Genomic DNA, 18,552 nt, shown 5'->3' on the forward strand with positions numbered 1-18,552 from the left:
CGCTTTGATGGTACATATGGTTCAGGCGGCGGAGATCAGTTCCGACTGCGCCACGATCACTTCGGCCTGACGGATCGACGCCAGATCGACCAGCCGGCCCTTGTAGACGGCCGCACCCGTGCCGGATTTCTTGGCGTCTTCCATCGCGGCCAGGATCTCGCGCGCTTCGGCCACCGCGGCCTCGGACGGGGTGAAGACCTCGTTCGCCAGCGCGACCTGGTTGGGGTGGATCGCCCATTTGCCGACCATGCCCAAAGTGGCCGACCGCAGCGCCTGCGCCTTGAAGCCCTCGGGGTCCGAAAAGTCGCCGAAGGGCCCGTCGACAGGCAGCACGCCATGGGTCCGGCAGGCGGCGACGATGGCGGTCTGCGCCCAGTGCCACGGATCCGACCAGTACTTCTGGCCTTCGCGCAGCATGTAATAGTTTTCCTGCGTCCCGCCGATGCCGGTGGTCTGCATCCCCATCGAAGCCGCGAAATCGGCAGCCCCCAGCGACATGGCCTGCAAGCGCGGCGAGGCGGCGGCGATTTCTTCGACATGGGCAATGCCCGCGGCGGTTTCGATGATCACTTCAAGCGCGATCTTCTTGGTCCGGCCCTTGGCACGCTCGATCGCGGTGATCAGCGCGTCAACGGCATACATGTCGCCGGCACAGCCCACTTTCGGGATCATGATCATGTCGAGTCGCTCGCCCGCCTGTTCGACGACGTCGACGATGTCGCGGTACCAATAGGGCGTATCAAGACCGTTGATCCGGACAGACAGCGTCTTCTTGCCCCAGTCGATATCGCCGATGGCCTGAATGATGTTCTTGCGCGCCTCGGCCTTGTCATCGGGGGCTACGGCATCTTCCAGATCGAGGTTGATGACATCGGCCGCGCCGGCTGCCATCTTTTCGAAGATCGCCGGACGCGATCCCGGGCCGAACAGCTGACACCGGTTCGGACGCGCGGGCGGAGCAGGCTGGACACGGAAACTCATTGGGCAAAACCTCGTTCGATTCGAAGGGTGAAGGTAAGGATCTTTCTCAATCCTGCTTTGATTGTGATATAAAATTACGCGGGCTACTGTGCAAGTGCAGAAAATTGGCCGAAAGGATATGGAAGCTTATGCGCGGCCCCGATATGAGAGGCCAATGCATTCGGTCTGGACCGATGGGTTTCAGGGCCGTGGCCCTAGGCCGGAACGGGCCGGATCGCGCAGTTGTTTCAAAGCTTTGCCTCAATCCGGGGCAATTCGCCCTTCCCGAATCCGGGCGAAATGATATGCCATCTCATCGGCTGGATCGCCTGACGCGGCGCGTTACAGTTCGTCCAAAGACGGGAGTCTGACACCATGATCGAAACACCGTATCTTCTGTTCCTGGGCGACGCTCCGGACCAATTGGCTGCAAAAGTGGCACAAGGCATCCGCGACTGGCGCCCCGACAACGCCGTGGGCCAGTTCCGCCTGCCGGGCTGCGCCGTGAGCGTGGGCCTGAACGACATGACGCTGGAAGAGGCCAAGGCCGCCGGTGCCAAGACGCTTGTGATCGGCGTAGCCAACCGGGGCGGCGTGATTTCGGACAAGTGGAAGGCCGTGTTGATCGAGGCGCTGTCGATGGGCTTTGACCTTGCGTCTGGCCTGCACAACCTGCTGCGGAACGAGGCCGACTTGGTGATGGCGGCCAAGGCCAACGGCCGGATGCTGCACGATGTGCGGATCCCGTCGGTCCAGTACCCCATCGCCAATGGCGAGAAGCGTACCGGCAAGCGGATGCTGGCCGTGGGCACCGACTGTTCCGTGGGCAAGATGTACACGGCACTGGCCGTGGACGAGGAAATGCGCAAGCGCGGCATGAAAAGCTCCTTCCGCGCGACCGGCCAGACCGGGATCCTGATCACCGGCGATGGTGTGCCGCTGGACGCCGTGATTGCCGATTTCATGGCCGGCTCCATCGAATACCTGACGCCCGACAATGACCCCGATCACTGGGACATCATCGAAGGGCAGGGCAGCCTGTTCCACGTGTCCTATTCCGGCGTGACGCTGGCCCTGATCCATGGTGGCCAGCCCGACGCGCTGGTGCTGAGCCACGAGCCGACCCGCGCCCACATGCGCGGCCTGCCGGGCTATCAGCTGCCGACGCTGGAAGCCGTGCGGGACATGGCGCTGTCGCTGGCGCAGGTTGCGAACCCGGATTGCCAGGTCATCGGCGTGTCGGTGAACACCGCTGCAATGTCCGAGGCCGAGGCGCTGGATCACCTGAAGGCGACCGAAGACCGGATGGGCCTGCCGGCCGTCGATCCGTTCCGGACCGGCGCGGGCAAGCTGGTGGATGCGCTGGCGAAAATCTGAAACCGGGTCTGACCGGTAGCCCTGAGCGGGCCGGTCCGACACGTCTCCCGGCGGGTGCCTCCGGCGGGAGTATTTGGAAAGAGAAGAAGGGGCAGGCGCATGGAGCGGATCGTGACGCGGGATGTCTTCCGCCTGGCTCAGGTCTTTACGATCAGCCGGGGGGCGAGGACCGAAGCGCAGGTGCTGAGCGTGACGCTGAAGGATGGCGATCACGCGGGCTGGGGCGAGTGCGTGCCTTACGCGCGCTATGACGAGACGCTGGATTCGGTCGAGGCCGAGATCGCCGGGCTGCCGGAGGCGTTCACGCGCGCTGATCTGTATGACCTGCTGCCGGCGGGTGCTGCGCGGAATGCCGTCGATTGCGCGCTGTGGGATCTTGGGTGCAAGAAGGCAGGCAAGCGGGCCTGGGAACTGGCCGGATTGCCCGCGCCGGGGCCGGAGATCACCGCCTACACGATCTCACTGCTGCCCGCGGACGAGATGAAGGCCGAAGCCGCGAAGAACGCGCATCGGCCGCTTCTGAAGATCAAGCTTGGCACGCCCGATGACATGCCACGGCTGGAAGCGGTGCGCGCCGGTGCACCCAAATCGAAGATCATCGTGGACGCGAACGAAGGCTGGTCGGCCGAGATCTATGCCGATCTGGCGCCGCATCTTCTGCGCCTTGGCGTGGCGATGGTGGAACAGCCGCTGCCCGCGGGCGATGACGATTCGCTTCTTGGTATCGACCGGCCGGTGCCTGTCTGCGCCGATGAAAGCTGCCACGACCGGGCGGATCTGCCGAAGCTGATCGGCAAGTACGACATGGTGAACATAAAGCTCGACAAGACCGGCGGTCTGACCGAGGCGCTGGCGCTGCGCGATGCAGCGCGGGCCGAAGGTTTCCAGGTCATGGTCGGCTGCATGGTGGGGTCGTCGCTGGCGATGGCGCCGGCGGTGCTGGTGGCGCAGGGCACCGAGGTGGTGGATCTGGACGGGCCCTTGCTTTTGGCTGAAGATCGCGAAAAGCCGCTGTTTTATGATGAAAAAGGCGTGCATCCGTCGGATGCGTCGCTTTGGGGATAGGAGTAAGGCCCATGCGTACGGTCTATGTGAACGGAGAATACCTGCCGGAGGACGAGGCGAAGATTTCGATCTTCGACCGGGGCTTCCTGATGGCGGATGGCGTCTACGAGGTGACGAGCGTCCTCGATGGCAAGCTGATCGATTTCGACGGCCATTACGCCCGGCTGGAACGGTCGCTGGGCGAATTGGACATGAACAACCCCACCACGCGGGAGGAGCTGCTGGAGGTTCACCGCGAACTGGTTGCGAAGAACGAGATCGTCGAAGGCATGGTCTACCTGCAGGTCACGCGCGGGTCGGCCGGGGACCGGGATTTCGTCTACCCGGATCCGGAAACAACCAAGCCCACGATCGTGCTGTTCACCCAGTCGAAGCCGGGGCTGGCGCATGCGCCGGCCGCGAAAGTGGGCTGGAAGATCATCACCATCGAGGATCAGCGCTGGGCACGGCGCGACATCAAGACGGTGCAGCTTCTGTACCCGTCCATGGGCAAGATGATGGCCAAGGCCGCGGGCGCCGATGATGCCTGGCTGGTTGAAGACGGGCACGTGACCGAAGGGACGTCGAACAACGCCTATATCGTGAAGGACGGCAAGATCATCACGCGGCAGACGTCGAACGACATCCTGCACGGGATCACTCGCGCCGCCGTTCTGCGCTTTGCCAAGGAAGCGCAGATGGTGGTGGAAGAACGTCCCTTCACGGTGGACGAGGCCAAGGCGGCGGACGAGGCCTTCGTGACCTCTGCTTCCAGCTTCGTGATGCCGGTGGTCGAGATCGACGGCGCCGCGGTGGGCGCCGGAGAACCGGGCCCGGTGGCCGCGCGCCTGCGCGAGATCTACCTGGAAGAAAGCCTGAAGGCAGCGATCTAGGTCGGCCCGGAAACCGTCTGTCCGGGGCAAGCCGTTTGAAAACGGTTTTCGGAAGTGCTTTGATAAAGCACGTCCCAAGGCACCTTGAAGAGCCTTGGGCCGTCGCAATCGCGTGTACGATGCCACGGCACCGCGCGCTTGATTTCTGACAGTGTCTCGACTGTATTGTGCACGGTCGTGACGCGTTGCCATCCGAAGGCGCGTTTCAAGCAGGATGGAGCGCCCATGTTCCCGGTACAATTGCAGAGTGTCATCGGCCTGATCGTCATCCCGGTTTTTGCCTGGGCGATACGGGACCGGTCGCAACCGCTTGATATGAAGCATGCCGCGCGGATCGTCGCGGTGGGCATAGGGATGCAGTTGATCATCGCCGCGCTGATGCTGAACGTCCCGGCGATCGAGGCCGCCTTCGCCGGCGTTAGCCGTGGCGTCACGGCGCTGCAGGCCGCGACGGGCAAGGGCGTGCAGCTGGTCTTCGGCTATCTGGGCGGCGGGCCCCCGCCCTTCGACGTGACGAACCCGGCCAATGCCTTCCTGCCGGCCTTTCAGGCGTTTCCACTGATCCTGCTCGTCTCGGCCCTGACGAGCCTGCTGTTCTACTGGGGCATCCTGCAGAAAGTGGTGAAGGGATTTGCGGTGGTCCTGCAGCGCTCGATGGGCGTGTCGGGGCCCATCGCGACGTCTGCGGCCGCCAATATCTTCATGGGGATGATCGAGGCGCCGCTTTTCATCAAACCCTACATGCGGGTCATGGATCGCGGGGCGCTGTTCGCCGTGATGACGGTGGGGCTCGCCACCATCGCGGGCACGGTGCTGGTTCTTTATGCCTCGATCATCCAGGGCGTCGTGCCGGATGCGGCGGGGCACCTGATCGTGGCCTCGGTGATCTCGGCCCCTGCCGCCTTGATGCTGGCGCAGCTCATGGTGCCGACGACCCCGGGCGATATCGAGGAACTGCCCGAGGACGCGCCGGAGGATCAAGCGACAAGCTCCATCGACGCGCTGACGAAGGGGACGCAGAACGGGGTTTTGCTGCTGGCGGGCGTGGTGTCGACGCTGATCGTCTTTGTAGCCATCGTCACGATCATCGACCAGATCCTTGGGGCCGCGTCGGGAAGCTGGGACTTGTCGCTTGAGAAGATCTTCGGCTGGCTCTTCGCGCCCGTGGCGTGGCTGATCGGTGTCCCGTGGGAGGAAGCCAGCAAGGCCGGCAGCCTTTTGGGGATCAAGACGGCCGTAAACGAATTCGTGGCCTTCGCCGAACTGGGTCAGGACACCACGCTGTCGGAACGCACCCGGCTGATCATGACCTACGCGCTGGCGGGCTTCGCCAATTTCGGATCGGTCGGGATCATGATCGGGGGCATGTCGGCCATCGTGCCGGAACGGCGCCCGGAGATCGTGGAACTGGGTATGAAGGCGCTTGTCTCGGGCACGCTGACCACGTTGATGACGGGCGCGGTGATCGGGGCGATGTCGTTCGGCTGACGAAAGGTCTCACTGTTCGGGTGGCACTGTCCGTCCTAAGGTCGGGCCAAGGTTACGTCGTAAAAGGGGACGGTGATGGAAATTCTGGGTCTGGTACTGGCACTCATCCCGCTGATTGCGGTCGTCCTGATCGGCGGGCAGATGATGAAGACCCGCGCGCTGGCCCGGGCGGCGGAAAACGCCGTGCCGCAGGTGGGGCAGATCGTGAAGGTGCGCGGCGGGGCCATCCATTACGTTGATCGCGGGCCGCGGGATGCGCCGGTGCTGGTCATGATCCACGGGCTGGGGGGCTATCTTCAGCACTTCACCTATGCCGTCTCCGGGCTGATGGAGGCCGATTACCGCGTCATCGTGATCGACCGCCCCGGCTGCGGGTATTCACAGCGCAGCAGCGACGATCTGGCCGCGCTGCCCGAACAGGCGCGCATGATTGGCGAGGCGCTGGACGCTCTGGGCATCAAGCGCGCCACCGTGGTCGGCCATTCGCTGGGCGGCGCGGTGTCGCTGGCGCTTGCGCTCGACCGGCCGAAATTGGTGGCGAGCCTTGCTCTGATCTGTCCGCTGACGGCCTACGAGGACGGCGAGATCGAGGCTTTCAAAGGCATCAACATCCCGTCCCCCTTCATGCGGCGGCTGCTGGCGACCACGGTCGCGGTGCCGATGGCGCAGAAAAAGGGGGCGGAGACGCTGAATATGGTCTTCGCGCCCGAGCCGTGGCCGGAAGACTTCGTGATCCGCGCGGGCGGCGTGCTGGGCATGCGCCCGCAAAGCATCGTCGCCACATCTGCGGACTACGTGATGAGCCACAAGACCATCGCCGCGCAGGAAGCGCGCTACGGCGCCGACCTGAAGGCGCCGGGCGGGGTGCTGTTTGGCGCCGAAGACGCGCTGCTGGCGCCCGAAAAGCATGGTGCGAACATGCAGGCCCATGGGCTGGAGTTCGAAACCCTGCCCGACCGCGGCCACATGATCCCGATCACCGCGCCCGAGGCCTGCGCCGATTTCATCCGGCGCATGGCAGCGAAGACGGCCTGACGGCAGGGCCTAGGCCTTGTCGGTGCCGACGTTCTCGGCGAAGGCGGTCTTGAACGCGTCTTTCTGGGTGTCGGTCGCCTCGGTCTGATGCCGGGCTTTCCATTCGTCCATGGTCATGCCGTAGAACATCTCGCGTGCTTCGTTCTTGCCGATCTCGATCCCGCGTTCGGCGGCGGCTTCCTGGTACCAGCGGCTCAGACAATTGCGGCAGAACCCGGCCAGGTTCATCATGTCGATGTTCTGCACGTCGGGGCGGTCTTCCATCAGGTGCTGGCGCAGCCGGCGGAAGGCGGCGGCCTGAAGCTCGATCTCGGTCGGGTCGGTGCTGGACAGTTCGGACATCTCGGGTCTCCTCTCGTCGGGCCGGCCTGAACGGCCTGACCGTGTTGCCTTCAACATAGGGTCGGACGCCGGGGATCGAAAGGCGCGGCAGCGGTCCCACACTCGCAGACCGAATTGCCCCCGCGGCTTCGCGCGCAATTGTTTGCGTTAACGTCGTCTGAAATAACCCCGATCAACGCGGGGGCCGTTCGGCCTTCGTGCGCTGCGCCGATAGGGAGGGGGCGGCGTCTTTATTGGAGGACAGGCATTTGCGCCGCAATAGAAACGTCAAGATCGTGGCCACGCTCGGGCCCGCGTCTGAAACTTACGACATGATTCGTGCGCTCCACGAAGCGGGAACCGACGTGTTCCGGCTGAACATGAGCCACGGCACCCACGAGGAGATCCGCGAAAAGCACCGGATCATCCGCGAAGTCGAACGCGACGTGGACCGCCCCATCGCGATCCTGGGCGATCTTCAGGGGCCGAAGCTGCGGGTGGGCACTTTCGCGAATGAAGCGGAAGAGCTGGAGATCGGGGCGACGTTCCGGTTCGACCTGGACGATGCGGACGGGGACGCGACCCGCGTGTACCTGCCCCATCCCGAGATCTTCGCCGCCCTGAAACCGGGTGCGAACCTCCTGGTGAACGACGGCAAGATCCGCCTGCGGGTCGAAAACTGCGGCCCCGATTTCGCGGAAACCCGGGTGATCGCCGGCGGCACGATTTCCAACCGCAAGGGCGTGAACGTGCCCGACGTGATCCTGCCGCTGGCCGCGCTGACGGAAAAGGACCGCGAGGACCTGGAATTCATCTGCAAGCTGGGGGTCGACTGGCTGGCGCTCAGCTTCGTGCAAAGGCCCGAGGACGTGCACGAAGCCCGCGCCCTGGTCGATGGACGCGCGGCGATCATGGTGAAGGTCGAAAAGCCCGCGGCGATGGAAAACTTCGAAGCCATTCTAGACTCGTGTGACGGGATCATGGTGGCCCGTGGCGATCTGGGCGTGGAAATGCCCGTGCACGCCGTGCCGCCGCTGCAGAAGAAGATGATCCGGCTTTGCCGGGCGGCGGCCAAGCCGGTGATCGTGGCCACGCAAATGCTGGAAAGCATGACGGCCAGCCCCCTGCCCACCCGGGCCGAGGTGTCGGACGTGGCGACGGCGATCTACGAAGGCACCGACGCGATCATGCTGAGTGCCGAATCCGCGGCCGGGCAGTATCCGGTCGAGGCGGTGACGATGATGGACCAGATCGCGACCGAGATCGAAGCGGACCCGAACTATGCCCAGATCATCCGCGCCTCGCGCGGGGAACATCGGGGCGGCGGCGTGGCCGAGGCCATCGTGGCCGCCGCGCGGGAGATCGCCGAGACGACCGAGATCAAGGCGATCTGCTGCTTCACGCAATCGGGCACGACGGCGCTGCTGACCGCGCGGGAACGCCCCGGCGTGCCGATCGTGGCGATGACCCACTATCGCGGCACGGCCCGGCGTCTTGCGCTGAGCTGGGGGTGCCAATGCGTGATGACGGCCGAGCTTTCGCGGTTCAAGCAGGCGGTGGTCAACGCGGTGCGCGCGGCGCGCGCGGGCGGGTTTGCCGGGAACGATGACCAGATCGTCGTGACCGCGGGCGTGCCCTTCAACATGCCGGGCACGACGAACATCCTGCGCGTGGCGCCCTGTGACGAGCGGCTGATCTACAGCTCGGAACCCGGCTGATGGACCGATCCGGGTGGGGTTTCCTGCGGCGCCTAGCGGATCTTGTTCCGCTGACGCCGGACGTTTCCCTGATCCTGGGGCTCTTCTTCCTGTGCCTTTACATCCCGTCGCGTCTGGCCGCCCTGGCCGAGCGGCGGACGCCCTGGACAGCCTGGATCATCGGGGTGTCCGGGGCGATCCTTGTAGGCTCGGCGGTGGTGCGGCAGTCGTACACACTGGCCGAGATCCCCGACATCTTCTATCGCGTCATCGCGCCGCTGGTGCCTTTCTAGGCAGCAGAGGGCAGTTCCCGGTTCCGGGAGGCGGATCGCCTTCGGCCGGGCCCGCCCGCCCACCCCGGTGCCTGCCTGCGGCAGGCACCGCCCGTCCGAAGGCGATCCGCGCCTGTAATGGCGGTCGGTCAGGGGATTTGGGCTTGCGTCGGGGGGAAGGGTTGCGTATGTGCGCGCTCTCAACCCGTGCGCGGCCGGCCGGAGTGGCATGCCGAGTCGCGCTTCATCGTCCTCCAACACGTCAGGAGACCTGAAATGCCCAAGATGAAGACGAAGTCGAGCGCCAAGAAGCGCTTCAAGGTGACGGCGACCGGCAAGGTCCTGTCGGGACAAGCCGGCAAGCGCCACGGCATGATCAACAAGACCAAGAAATTCATCCGCAACGCGCGGGGCACCAGCACGCTGTCCGCCCCCGATGCCAAGATCGTCAAGGGCTTCATGCCCTACGACCGCTGATCAGGAGGATTTCAGATGTCTCGAGTCAAAAGCGGAACCGTCACCCACGCCCGTCACAAGAAGGTCGTAAAGGCGGCGAAAGGCTATTACGGCCGTCGCAAGAATACCTTCAAGGTGGCCAAGCAGGCCGTCGACAAGGCGAACCAGTACGCCACCCGTGACCGCAAGAACCGCAAGCGGAATTTCCGCGCCCTGTGGATCCAGCGGATCAACGCGGCCGTCCGTTCGCACGATGAATCGCTGACCTATTCGCGCTTCATCAACGGCCTGTCGCTGGCCGGCATCGAAGTGGACCGCAAGGTGCTGGCCGATCTGGCCGTGCACGAGCCCGAAGCGTTCACCGCGATCGTCGAGCAGGCGAAAGGTGCGCTGCCGGCATAAGTGCCGCAGACCATTCTGGACAAGACCGGACCCGGCCCCTCAAAAGGCCGGGTTTTTTTTGCCCGGTTCCCACCCTGCCGCCCGGCCCGCCACGGATCGCGCGGCGGGCGCGACGGGGGCTACGCGGATCGCGCAGGCCCCGGGGGAGGTGGGTGGGGCGACCGGCGCGCGATCCGTGGCGGGACGCATCATCCGGCGTTGAAGGCAGCGTCCAGCGCGGGCAGGTCGATCTTGCTCATCTGCATCATCGCCGCATGCGCGCGCCCCGCGGCCTCCCGATCCTCGGCTCCCAGATAGGCGAGAAGCCCCCTTGGCACGATCTGCCAGGACAGGCCGAACCGGTCGACCAACCAGCCGCACATGCCCTCGGCCCCGCCATCCGTCACCAGCGCCGCCCACAACCGGTCCGTCTCGGCCTGGTCGTCGGTCAGGACCGAGATCGACGTGGCGGGCGTCAGCGTGTAGGTCGGACCGCCGTTCAGGATCTGGTACGGCACGCTCGCCAGCGTGAATTCGATGATCAGCGCGGGCGCATCCGGATCGGGCTTGCTGACGACATTCAGGGAACTGTCCGGCAGAAGCGAGACGTAGAAGCGCGCGGCTTCCTCTCCGGTGCCGTCGAACCACAGGCAGGTCTTGACCTTGGGTGCCTTGTTTGAAGGGTCCATGCGGGGTTCTCCCGTTGTTGCACATTGCCGGCAATAGACATGACGAAGGTCAAAATCCAGCATGGCGCCTGTGCGCCAGTGAAGGTTTCCTGACGATGCCTGACAGGATAGGATCGCATCTGGCCCCGAACAGCGAGACAGCATGACCCCTGATCCGTTCCAGCATCATCCCGAACTGCGTGCCCTGATCCACGATCCGTTGGAATCTTATTTCCGCACTTTCGAGCCTTCGGAGTTCGACGAGGTCATGAAGGCCAACAACATCCCGCCCGACTGGCGCCAGCCCGATGCCCAGCGGGAGGCACTGCGCTGCCAGCTGCTGGAAGGGCGGCGGGACGAGGATCTGTGGATCTTCGCCTATGGCTCGCTCATGTGGGACCCCGCGATCCGCTTTTCCGAGGTGCGCCGTGCCCATGCCCCCAACCATGTGCGTCGTTTCATCCTGAAGGACAATTTCGGCGCCCGCGGGTCGCCCGGGCGTCCGGGTGTTATGGCCGCGCTGGACGAAGGGGAGGGCTGCGACGGGCTGATCTTCCGGATCCCGAAGGAGATCATCGAGGAAGAAACGATCATCCTGTGGAAGCGCGAACGGATCGGGCCGGCCTATATCGAGACCGCGATCCCGGTGGAAACCGATATCGGAACGCTCGAGGCCGTGACCTTCGTGGCCAATCACGAGGCCGACAACATCCATCCCGACCTTTGCTGGGAAGATCAGGTTCAATGCTGCGCGACGGGTGTTGGGCGGCGTGGATCGAGTTTCGATTACGTCGCCAACCTTGCAGGCCATTTCACCGCCATGGGGATCGACGATCCCGATGTCTCGGCGCTGCTGTCCGCCGCGCAGGCCTATCGGGACGGGCTCGCGGCGGAGTAATCAGCCCTTGCGCGAAGGTCCGGCCCCGGATCGCGCCCTCGCCGGCCCGCCCACCCACCCCGGCGGATGCGTGCCGCATCCACCGACCTGCATCGGGCGCGATCCGGGCCCGGACGGCCGTGACAGACGGCGGGTGTTCAGGGCAGGATCAGAAGGATCATCGTGCCCAGACCGCAGAGCAGCAGCTGGAAATGCGTGTTCTGGGCGCCTTCGTGGCCGCACCAGTAGCAGAAGTAGTTCCCCGCGATCACGAACCCCGCCCAGACGGATGAGAAGAGCACCGTCCCGATCAGCGCCGCGGAGCGGGCGAGCGTGGCTGGCACGATGCCCAGCATGGCCAGAAACAACAGGACACTGCCGCAGGCCAGTCCCAATACCGCGGCGCTTTCCAGCGCGATGGCCAGACCGAAGACCGTCCGGCGAAAGGCGGGCGACCGGACCTCGCGATGTTTCAGGCGGGCATAGGCATCGGGGTAGTCGGTCTTGAGACGCGCGAGCGTCAGGACCTCGTCCACCAGATCGGCATTGATGCGGGGATGGGCAAGGTTGTCCCACAGACCGGTCAGCATCCAGCCCGCAAGGGCGGACACGGCAAAGCACTGGGCCAGAAGGATCAGGGGGTCGGGCATCTGATGGGCTCAGGCCGGTTCGTGAAGGGGGCAATCCGCCGGGCCGGTCAGGCGCTTTGCGACCATCGGGAGCGGACCAGCGGGGCGGACGGAAAAGGGGCCACCTTGCGGCGGCCCCCTCTGGATCAGATCAGGTCCAGGCCAGTTCGGCCGGACGGACCTCGAAGGCGATGTGGTGCGCACCGCCGGCAAGGTTGTACTTGGTAAAGTTGTAGAGCGACCGCCAGTAGGGCTGGATCGTCACGCCTTCTTCCTGGATCAGCGCTTCGGTCTTGGCCATGATCTCGCGCCGTTTGTCGACGTCGGCCGTGGCCAGGGCCTGCTCCAGCAGCTTGTCGAATTCGGCGTTGGACCAGCCGAATTCGTTCCACGCCTCGCCCGACTTGTAGGCCAGCGCATGGATCTGGACGCCCAGCGGACGGTGGTTCCAGTTGGTCGACGAGAACGGGTATTTCGTCCAGTCGTTCCAGAAGGTCGAACCGGGCAGGACGGTCCGCTTCACCTTGATGCCGGCGTCGCGCAGCTGGGCTGCCACGGCGTCGGTGGTGTCCTTGCGGTAGCCGTCGTCGATCGAGATCAGCTCGTGTTCGAAATCGGCCATGCCGGCTTCCTGCATCAGCTTCAGCGCACCGGCCTTGTCCACCTTCTGCGGCGGCAGCGGGTAGTATTCCGGATGCATCGGGCCGACATGGTGGTTTTCGGCCTTCTGGCCGCGGTTGCCGTAGCCCAGTTCAAGGATCACGTCATTGTCCACGGCCATCTGGATCGCCTGGCGCACGCGCTTGTCGGCATAGACCTTCTTGCCGTCCACTTCCGCCAGCTGGTTGGGGCGGATGACGACGGTCGAGGCGGTGGCGATGTCATGCTCGGTCCAGCCGTCCTGCACGGCCATGATGTCGATGAAGTCGCCATCGACGGAATACAGCATGTCGACCTCGTCGCCCTCCGCGGCGGCCACCCAGGCCGACGGATCGGTGCCATAGTCGGTATACTCGATCCGGTCGAGCCAGGCGCCGTTGCCTTCGTTCCACCACTTGTGATCGGTGTTCTTGACCAGCACGGCGCTTTGACCGGCCGAGATCGATTCCGGGATGTAGGGCCCGGTGCCCAGCGGGTTCTCGACCGCTTTCGACGGGTCGTAGTCCTTGTGATAGACGGCCGCCGGATAGTCGGCCATGCCGGCGATCAGCGTGATATCGGACACGGGCGATTTCAGCATCACTGTGTGGTCGTCGACCTTGGTGATGGCGCCGTCGATCAGCTTGTCATCGGGGCCGATCAGCGAGGCGAAGCGCGCGGCCATCGAGTTCCCCTCGACGCTCTTGTCGCACCAGTCGGTGATCACGCGGACGACGTCGTCGGCCGTGAACGGATCGCCGTTGTTCCACGTCACGCCTTGGCGAACCTTCAGCGTGTACTCGGTCGCGTCGTCATTGATCTCCCAGCTTTCGATAAGCTGCGGCTGGAACGAGCCGTCGTTTTCGTAGGTGACGAAATATTCCATCCACCCGCGAGAGACGTTGGCCAGCTGGCTCCAGTCGTAGGTGCGCGGGTCCTTCATGGCGAAGATCTGCATTTCAAGCCGGGCGGTGCCGCCCTGCTTGTAGTCGGACGTGTTCTGGGCGTGCGCCGGTGCGGGCAGGCCAAGCATCGCGTAGGCGGTGGCGGCGGTGGCGCCGAAGGTGCAGGCCGTGGCAATGAATTCGCGGCGGGTCATCGGGTCGGCATCCGGGCCGATCTTGCGGCCGGATTCGACGATGACCTCGGGCAACGGTTTGCCGGTACGGGTCTTGAAGGTCATGGGTGTCCTCTCTGTCGGTTGTTTTTCTGTTTTCTTGTGCTTTCGCATCGTGGCGAATTTGTGCCCGGCGGTTCCGGGACGAGTCAACCCAAGCGGGTTGACATCGCATCGTCGATTGGAAACGGGAGGCTGACAGGGCGCGCCGGAGGTCCGGGCCGTTGGCCGCGAAAGGGATATGTGCAAACCTGACGGCTGGTTCCGAATGCCCATTCCCTTGTTATCAGTGACAAGCGCAAGGGTAGTCTGCGGGCGCCAGCCTGTCCAGCAACCAGTCGGACAAGGGCGATCACGTTGCGGTAGAGTTCAGGCTGTGGGCGCGAAGAAACGGTCGAGAAAACGCAGGAACCAGCGGGCCTGATCCGCTTCGTGCTGTGCCAGCAATTCGTTCTGTTCGTCGATTGACTGGGCGCCGGGTTTGCCGGCCAGGCCGATATCTGCCTTCTGCCAGCGCCGCAGCCCGGCGGCGATCTGTTCCGGGTGGAACTGGAGCCCGTATGTCTTGTCGCCCAGCCGGAAGGCCTGGTTCTCGAAATACTCGGACCGGGCAAGGTGCACGGCGCCTTCGGGTAGCTCGAAGGTGTGGTAGTGGGATTGCGTCACGTAGAGCGGCCCGGTCAGGAAATCGCCGGCCTCGTCCGTGGGCGTGATTTCATACAAGCCGAATTCGTGCTGGCCGTGATCCGGCGCGCCGGCCCACGCGCCCTGATGCCACGCCAGCATCTGCGCGCCCTGGCAGATCCCCAGCACGGGCAGGCCGGCATCCAGCGCCTTGCCCATCATCTCGTATTCCGCGTTCAGGAAGGGGTGCACGTCGGTGTCATAGGCGTTGTACTTGCCGCCATAGAAGACGACGGCGGCGAGGTCCTCGGACAGCGTCCCAAGGGAATCGTTCAGAAACGGCCGGCGGATGTCGGCGATAAATCCGCGATGCCGGCAATAGGTTGTGATCCGGTCGTCGTTCGGCCCATCATCATGGCGAACAAGAAGGACACGGCGTTTCATGCGTTTCTCCAAGCGAAGCGTTTTGCGACCAGTCCCGCCTTACACTAGGTAAAGCCTGGTCGAAACTGCATAGATCGGCTTGGCTAAACCAACTGGCTGGCACAATCTGTGCGCCAACCTAGCCAGAAACGGAGTTATGTCGATGCGTTCCTTGTCGCCGCCGTCCGTCGCGCCGCCTTTCGCGCGGTATGCTCATGGGGTCGAGGTTCCGGCCGGGCACCGGATCGTCCGGACATCCGGTCAACTCGGGCTGGCGACAGACGGTACGACACCGAAGAGCGCCGAAGACCAGGCGGAGATCTGTTTCGCCACGATCCGCGCGGTGCTGGCCGAGGCCGGGATGGGGCCGGGCGACGTGTTCCACGTCTCGGCCTACGTCACGGGACGCGAGCACATGCAGGCCTACATGGCCGCGCGCGACCGGTTCCTGGCCGACGCGGGGCCGGAGTTGCCGTCATCGACCCTGCTGATCGTGTCGGGTTTCACCCGGCCGGAATTCCTGGTCGAGGTTGAGGTCTGGGCCGCCGCGCCCTGAGCCACCCTGAGGTGCAAGGCCCCTGAAGCAAGGGCCTTGCTGCGCCCGGATTCGGGACGGCGCATGGGATGCCGTCCGGTCCGGGGCCTGGTGTTACCGGTCCATCAGTAAAGGGCGACCGGGTTGATCATCGCCTGCACCGTGCCGCGGATCCGCGGCTGGCCCAGGACGAACATGAACTCGTTCACGCCGTCCTGAAGGATCGGGCCGGTGTTCATGTTTTCCAGCAGGTAGACGCCGTTCTGCTTCAGGAAGATCGTGTGGCCGTAGAACAGCCCGTCGCCCTCCGCGGGCGGCACGGGCTCCACCCCCCATGTATCGGCGCCCACGGCCATGGGTTTGAGCGACGCGACATAGCGCGCGCCTTCGTTGTTGATCCCGGGTTCGGCACTGCCCCAGGCGGCCGGGTCGCTGTCCAGCTTGGCATCGGTCCAGCCGGTGTAGAACAGGATGATGTCGCCTTCGGCAAAGGTGACCCCCTGCGCATCGGCGGCGGCCTTGATCTCGGCCTCGCCAAAGCTTTCACCGGCGTCCAGTGTTGTTTTCCCGGCTTGTTTTGCCATGTCGAGTATCACGGCCCGCCCAACCAGCGGCGGGATCGCGTGGGTGCCCAGTTTCGTCAGGCCGGTCAGCTGTGCGAACTCCTTCTCGTCGTTGCAGTTGTAATACATGCCGCCTTCGCCGACATGGCCCAGCCCGTCGATCTGGCTGCCGATGCCGATCCATGTCTGCAGGATGTCGTCATTGTAGACGCCGTCGCCGAACACGCGCTGGCCGCCCTGCTGGCCCGGCTGGACGATCTGCAGGGACAGCGACCGCGGCGGAAAGGCCGGGGTGGACGGATCGATGGTGATGCCCAGCGGCACCGACTTGCCCTGCTTGACGAGCTTCAGCGCCTCCAGCGTCCGTTCGGGCGTCACCAGGTTGGCGGAGCCGAGCTGGTCATCCGCGCCCCATGGCGACGGCTCGCAGTCCTGCGCCCAAGCCGTGCCGGCACAGATGGACATCGCGCAGGCCAGGCCCGCGATTAAGGTCTTGGTCATTGTCTTCCTCCCTAACGCGCGCCGCCCGCCCGGCTGTCTTGATCCGGTGCGGTGCGGCGGCACGTGGAAGGTAACATTCCTGAGGGTTGTCAGGTCAAGAGTTACACGAGAGTTGACGGGGAGGGCGTTCGCGACATGCGGGTGCGTGTCAGCCCATGTCCGGGTGCGCATCCCGGAACGCGGGCAGCGCCTCGCAGGCGGCGACAGCTTCCAGCGTGCGGGGCAGGTCGTCGATCTCGGCCCCCCAGCGGCGGCAGTTGTAGACCTGCGGCATCAGGCAGATGTCGGGCAGCATCGGCGCGTCGCCACAGCAGAACGGGCCGCCGAATTCGGCCAACATCGCCTCGAACGCCTGCATGCCGGGGCGCATGAAGTGGCGGGACCATGCCGGTCGGGTGTCGGGATCGCCGGTCAGTTCGGTCACGTGTTTTGCGACCTGCAGGTTGCATATGGGGTGGATGTCGACGGCGATGGCATGGGCCAGAGCTTCGACCTTCGCGCGCATCGCGGGATCCTTCGGCAGCAGCCCCAGATCGCGGGTCGTGTCGAGATAGGTGAGGATGGCCAGCGATTGCGTCATCCGAAGCCCGTCGATCTCCAGAACCGGCACGAACCCTTGCGGGTTGCGCGCCAGATGCCGGGGCGCCTTCTGCTGGCCTGTCTCGAGGTCAACAAAGACCTTCTCGTAGGCGATCCCGGCAAGGTTCAGCGCGATCCGAACGCGGTAGCTGGCCGATGAATTGGGGAAGTCGAACAGCACAGCTTTGGACATGGCCAGCGCCTTTCTCTACTTGGGCATCGTGGGCGCGGGCAGGATCGTCCCGGTACAGTCGCCGAAGCCGATCTTGTAGCCGTCCCCTTGCGCCCAGCCCTTCAGGGTCAGCGTGTCGCCATCCTCGATGAAACTGCGCGCGGTGCCGTCGGAGAGATGCAGCGGTTCCTTCCCGGACCATGTCAGCTCCAGCAGCGACCCGCGCTGGTCCTTTTCGGGGCCGGAAATGGTGCCGGAGCCCAGCAGGTCGCCCGTGTTCATCTCGCATCCGCAGAGCGCGTGATGGGTCAACTGCTGAGCCGAAGAATAATAAAGCTCGCGCGCGTTGGTGCGGGCGATGGTCTGGGCCTCGCCGTCCGGCGGGGCCATCTCGACCTCCAGCGCAATGTTGTAGCACATCGGCCCGGTGTCCTGCAGGTAGGGCAGGAGGGGCTTCAGCCGTTCGGGGGCGTTCACGCGGAAGGGCTCCAGCGCGGCTTTCGTCACGATCCAAGGGGAGATCGACGTGGCGAACGCCTTGGCCTGGAACGGCCCCAGCGGCTGGTATTCCCACGCCTGTATGTCGCGCGCCGACCAGTCGTTCAGCAGCACGTAGCCGAAGATCATCGCGTCGGCCTGGTCGAGCGTGATGGGCTCTCCCATCTCGTTTCCGGTCCCGACGATGGCGCCCAGCTCCAGCTCGATGTCGAGCCTGCGGCAGGGACCGAAGGACGGGCTTTCGGCATCGGGCGCCTTGGTCTGGCCAAGAGGGCGGGTGATGTCGGTGCCGCTGACCACGACGGTGGACGCGCGGCCATTGTAGCCGATGGGAATGTGAAGCCAGTTCGGCGGCAGCGCGTTATCGGCGCCGCGGAAGATGGTGCCGACATTGGTGGCGTGGTGCCGGCCAGCATAGAAATCGGTGTATTCGCAGACCATGAAAGGCATGTGCAGTTCTGCCTCGGCCATGGGCACCAGCAGCGGTTCTACCTTCGCGCGCTCGGGCGCGCCGTCCTTCAGCAGCGATGTCAGCCGGTCGCGCAACGCGGCCCAGACGGCGGGGCCTTCCTCCATCAGCTCGTTCCAGTAGGGCGCATCGAAAAGCGGCAGTTCGGTCAGCTGGACCAGGCCGGTGGATTCGGCGGTTGCCATGTCGAGGATCTGATCCCCGATGGCGACTCCGGGGCGCGGGTCGAGCGTATCGGTGGAAAAGACACCATAGGGCAGGTTGTCGAGCGGGAAGGGGCCATCGGGGTCGTTGGCGGCGGTAACCCAGCTTTTGGTCAGCGGCATGGCAAATC

At 64.8% G+C, this 18,552-nt stretch carries 20 protein-coding genes; 11 read left to right on the forward strand and 9 right to left on the reverse strand.

Features of this window, described 5'->3' with window-relative positions; all coding sequences use genetic code 11:
- Positions 1 to 21 precede the first annotated feature (21 nt).
- Entirely contained in the window at positions 22 to 981 is a 960-nt protein-coding gene (locus tag D4754_RS16170) for an L-malyl-CoA/beta-methylmalyl-CoA lyase (protein ID WP_121065529.1), read from the reverse strand.
- Positions 982 to 1,335: 354 nt separating this feature from the next.
- Between D4754_RS16170 and dgcN the strand changes: the two genes are divergently transcribed.
- The 5 genes from dgcN to D4754_RS16195 all read left to right on the forward strand — a co-directional run bounded on the left by dgcN (position 1,336) and on the right by D4754_RS16195 (position 6,797).
- Positions 1,336 to 2,337 carry an N-acetyltransferase DgcN gene (gene dgcN / locus D4754_RS16175; protein WP_121065532.1) on the forward strand — a complete coding sequence of 334 codons (1,002 nt, stop codon included), beginning with the start codon at positions 1,336 to 1,338 and terminating at the stop codon, positions 2,335 to 2,337.
- A 99-nt stretch (positions 2,338 to 2,436) separates the two neighbouring features.
- Positions 2,437 to 3,402 (forward strand): N-acetyl-D-Glu racemase DgcA, encoded by a 966-nt coding sequence (dgcA, locus tag D4754_RS16180; RefSeq protein WP_121065535.1) that lies wholly within the window; start codon positions 2,437 to 2,439, stop codon positions 3,400 to 3,402.
- 11 nt (positions 3,403 to 3,413) lie between these two features.
- Positions 3,414 to 4,274: a D-amino-acid transaminase gene (locus D4754_RS16185; protein WP_121065538.1), complete on the forward strand. Its 861-nt coding sequence runs from the start codon at positions 3,414 to 3,416 to the stop codon at positions 4,272 to 4,274.
- Between the two features lie 225 nt (positions 4,275 to 4,499).
- A complete protein-coding gene (locus D4754_RS16190) occupies positions 4,500 to 5,762 on the forward strand; it encodes a NupC/NupG family nucleoside CNT transporter (RefSeq protein WP_121065541.1) in 1,263 nt (420 codons plus the stop codon).
- 75 nt (positions 5,763 to 5,837) lie between these two features.
- Positions 5,838 to 6,797, forward strand: a complete 960-nt coding sequence (locus D4754_RS16195) for an alpha/beta fold hydrolase (RefSeq protein ID WP_121065544.1) — start codon at positions 5,838 to 5,840, stop codon at positions 6,795 to 6,797.
- A 9-nt stretch (positions 6,798 to 6,806) separates the two neighbouring features.
- On the opposite strand, the gene D4754_RS16200 is transcribed toward D4754_RS16195, so the two are convergent.
- Positions 6,807 to 7,139 (reverse strand): DUF1244 domain-containing protein, encoded by a 333-nt coding sequence (locus D4754_RS16200; protein WP_121065547.1) that lies wholly within the window; start codon positions 7,137 to 7,139, stop codon positions 6,807 to 6,809.
- A gap of 248 nt (positions 7,140 to 7,387) precedes the next feature.
- Between D4754_RS16200 and pyk the strand changes: the two genes are divergently transcribed.
- From pyk to rplT, 4 genes are all read left to right on the forward strand, one after another.
- Positions 7,388 to 8,836 (forward strand): pyruvate kinase, encoded by a 1,449-nt coding sequence (pyk, locus tag D4754_RS16205; RefSeq protein WP_121065549.1) that lies wholly within the window; start codon positions 7,388 to 7,390, stop codon positions 8,834 to 8,836.
- The gene (locus D4754_RS16210) at positions 8,836 to 9,108 is read left to right on the forward strand and encodes a hypothetical protein (RefSeq protein WP_121065552.1); all 273 of its coding nucleotides are present in this window, start codon (positions 8,836 to 8,838) and stop codon (positions 9,106 to 9,108) included. Before pyk ends, D4754_RS16210 begins: the two co-directional genes overlap by 1 nt.
- Before the next feature lie 255 nt (positions 9,109 to 9,363).
- Positions 9,364 to 9,564, forward strand: coding sequence for a 50S ribosomal protein L35 (gene rpmI, locus D4754_RS16215; protein WP_121065555.1), 201 nt, complete (start codon positions 9,364 to 9,366; stop codon positions 9,562 to 9,564).
- Between the two features lie 15 nt (positions 9,565 to 9,579).
- The gene (gene rplT / locus D4754_RS16220; protein ID WP_121065558.1) at positions 9,580 to 9,945 is read left to right on the forward strand and encodes a 50S ribosomal protein L20; all 366 of its coding nucleotides are present in this window, start codon (positions 9,580 to 9,582) and stop codon (positions 9,943 to 9,945) included.
- Between the two features lie 188 nt (positions 9,946 to 10,133).
- Here rplT and D4754_RS16225 read toward each other — a convergent pair whose 3' ends face one another.
- A complete protein-coding gene (locus D4754_RS16225) occupies positions 10,134 to 10,613 on the reverse strand; it encodes a VOC family protein (RefSeq protein ID WP_121065561.1) in 480 nt (159 codons plus the stop codon).
- 142 nt (positions 10,614 to 10,755) lie between these two features.
- On the opposite strand from D4754_RS16225, the gene D4754_RS16230 reads away from it, so the two are divergent.
- The gene (locus D4754_RS16230; RefSeq protein ID WP_121065564.1) at positions 10,756 to 11,490 is read left to right on the forward strand and encodes a gamma-glutamylcyclotransferase; all 735 of its coding nucleotides are present in this window, start codon (positions 10,756 to 10,758) and stop codon (positions 11,488 to 11,490) included.
- 137 nt (positions 11,491 to 11,627) lie between these two features.
- Here the strand turns inward: D4754_RS16230 and D4754_RS16235 are convergent, their stop codons facing one another.
- The 3 genes from D4754_RS16235 to D4754_RS16245 form a co-directional block, all read right to left on the reverse strand.
- The gene (locus D4754_RS16235; protein ID WP_121065567.1) at positions 11,628 to 12,119 is read right to left on the reverse strand and encodes a DUF2165 family protein; all 492 of its coding nucleotides are present in this window, start codon (positions 12,117 to 12,119) and stop codon (positions 11,628 to 11,630) included.
- A 130-nt stretch (positions 12,120 to 12,249) separates the two neighbouring features.
- Positions 12,250 to 13,920: an ABC transporter substrate-binding protein gene (locus D4754_RS16240; RefSeq protein WP_121065570.1), complete on the reverse strand. Its 1,671-nt coding sequence runs from the start codon at positions 13,918 to 13,920 to the stop codon at positions 12,250 to 12,252.
- A gap of 303 nt (positions 13,921 to 14,223) precedes the next feature.
- Positions 14,224 to 14,922, reverse strand: coding sequence for a glutamine amidotransferase-related protein (locus D4754_RS16245; protein WP_121065573.1), 699 nt, complete (start codon positions 14,920 to 14,922; stop codon positions 14,224 to 14,226).
- A gap of 142 nt (positions 14,923 to 15,064) precedes the next feature.
- Here D4754_RS16245 and D4754_RS16250 point away from each other — a divergent pair, with 142 nt between their 5' ends.
- Positions 15,065 to 15,457, forward strand: coding sequence for a RidA family protein (locus tag D4754_RS16250; RefSeq protein ID WP_121065940.1), 393 nt, complete (start codon positions 15,065 to 15,067; stop codon positions 15,455 to 15,457).
- A gap of 104 nt (positions 15,458 to 15,561) precedes the next feature.
- On the opposite strand, the gene D4754_RS16255 is transcribed toward D4754_RS16250, so the two are convergent.
- From D4754_RS16255 to fahA, 3 genes are all read right to left on the reverse strand, one after another.
- The gene (locus tag D4754_RS16255) at positions 15,562 to 16,500 is read right to left on the reverse strand and encodes a cyclase family protein (RefSeq protein ID WP_121065577.1); all 939 of its coding nucleotides are present in this window, start codon (positions 16,498 to 16,500) and stop codon (positions 15,562 to 15,564) included.
- 148 nt (positions 16,501 to 16,648) lie between these two features.
- Entirely contained in the window at positions 16,649 to 17,272 is a 624-nt protein-coding gene (maiA, locus tag D4754_RS16260; RefSeq protein WP_121065580.1) for a maleylacetoacetate isomerase, read from the reverse strand.
- 15 nt (positions 17,273 to 17,287) lie between these two features.
- Positions 17,288 to 18,544 carry a fumarylacetoacetase gene (gene fahA / locus D4754_RS16265; RefSeq protein ID WP_121065583.1) on the reverse strand — a complete coding sequence of 419 codons (1,257 nt, stop codon included), beginning with the start codon at positions 18,542 to 18,544 and terminating at the stop codon, positions 17,288 to 17,290.
- Positions 18,545 to 18,552: the final 8 nt, after the last annotated feature.

It is taken from the genome of Chachezhania antarctica (assembly GCF_003646465.1).
Lineage (GTDB): Bacteria > Pseudomonadota > Alphaproteobacteria > Rhodobacterales > Rhodobacteraceae > Chachezhania > Chachezhania antarctica.

Excerpts from the sequence above, each read along its gene's own strand:
- dgcA (WP_121065535.1), top strand. The coding sequence starts at position 2,437 with ATGGAGCGGATCGTGACGCGGGATGTCTTCCGCCTGGCTCAGGTCTTT.
- D4754_RS16210 (WP_121065552.1), top strand. The coding sequence starts at position 8,836 with ATGGACCGATCCGGGTGGGGTTTCCTGCGGCGCCTAGCGGATCTTGTT.
- dgcN (WP_121065532.1), top strand. The coding sequence starts at position 1,336 with ATGATCGAAACACCGTATCTTCTGTTCCTGGGCGACGCTCCGGACCAA.
- D4754_RS16200 (WP_121065547.1), bottom strand. The coding sequence starts at position 7,139 with ATGTCCGAACTGTCCAGCACCGACCCGACCGAGATCGAGCTTCAGGCC.
- D4754_RS16225 (WP_121065561.1), bottom strand. The coding sequence starts at position 10,613 with ATGGACCCTTCAAACAAGGCACCCAAGGTCAAGACCTGCCTGTGGTTC.
- D4754_RS16240 (WP_121065570.1), bottom strand. The coding sequence starts at position 13,920 with ATGACCTTCAAGACCCGTACCGGCAAACCGTTGCCCGAGGTCATCGTC.
- D4754_RS16255 (WP_121065577.1), bottom strand. The coding sequence starts at position 16,500 with ATGACCAAGACCTTAATCGCGGGCCTGGCCTGCGCGATGTCCATCTGT.
- D4754_RS16230 (WP_121065564.1), top strand. The coding sequence starts at position 10,756 with ATGACCCCTGATCCGTTCCAGCATCATCCCGAACTGCGTGCCCTGATC.
- D4754_RS16235 (WP_121065567.1), bottom strand. The coding sequence starts at position 12,119 with ATGCCCGACCCCCTGATCCTTCTGGCCCAGTGCTTTGCCGTGTCCGCC.
- rpmI (WP_121065555.1), top strand. The coding sequence starts at position 9,364 with ATGCCCAAGATGAAGACGAAGTCGAGCGCCAAGAAGCGCTTCAAGGTG.
- rplT (WP_121065558.1), top strand. The coding sequence starts at position 9,580 with ATGTCTCGAGTCAAAAGCGGAACCGTCACCCACGCCCGTCACAAGAAG.
- maiA (WP_121065580.1), bottom strand. The coding sequence starts at position 17,272 with ATGTCCAAAGCTGTGCTGTTCGACTTCCCCAATTCATCGGCCAGCTAC.
- D4754_RS16195 (WP_121065544.1), top strand. The coding sequence starts at position 5,838 with ATGGAAATTCTGGGTCTGGTACTGGCACTCATCCCGCTGATTGCGGTC.
- D4754_RS16245 (WP_121065573.1), bottom strand. The coding sequence starts at position 14,922 with ATGAAACGCCGTGTCCTTCTTGTTCGCCATGATGATGGGCCGAACGAC.
- D4754_RS16190 (WP_121065541.1), top strand. The coding sequence starts at position 4,500 with ATGTTCCCGGTACAATTGCAGAGTGTCATCGGCCTGATCGTCATCCCG.
- fahA (WP_121065583.1), bottom strand. The coding sequence starts at position 18,544 with ATGCCGCTGACCAAAAGCTGGGTTACCGCCGCCAACGACCCCGATGGC.
- D4754_RS16170 (WP_121065529.1), bottom strand. The coding sequence starts at position 981 with ATGAGTTTCCGTGTCCAGCCTGCTCCGCCCGCGCGTCCGAACCGGTGT.
- D4754_RS16250 (WP_121065940.1), top strand. The coding sequence starts at position 15,065 with ATGCGTTCCTTGTCGCCGCCGTCCGTCGCGCCGCCTTTCGCGCGGTAT.
- D4754_RS16185 (WP_121065538.1), top strand. The coding sequence starts at position 3,414 with ATGCGTACGGTCTATGTGAACGGAGAATACCTGCCGGAGGACGAGGCG.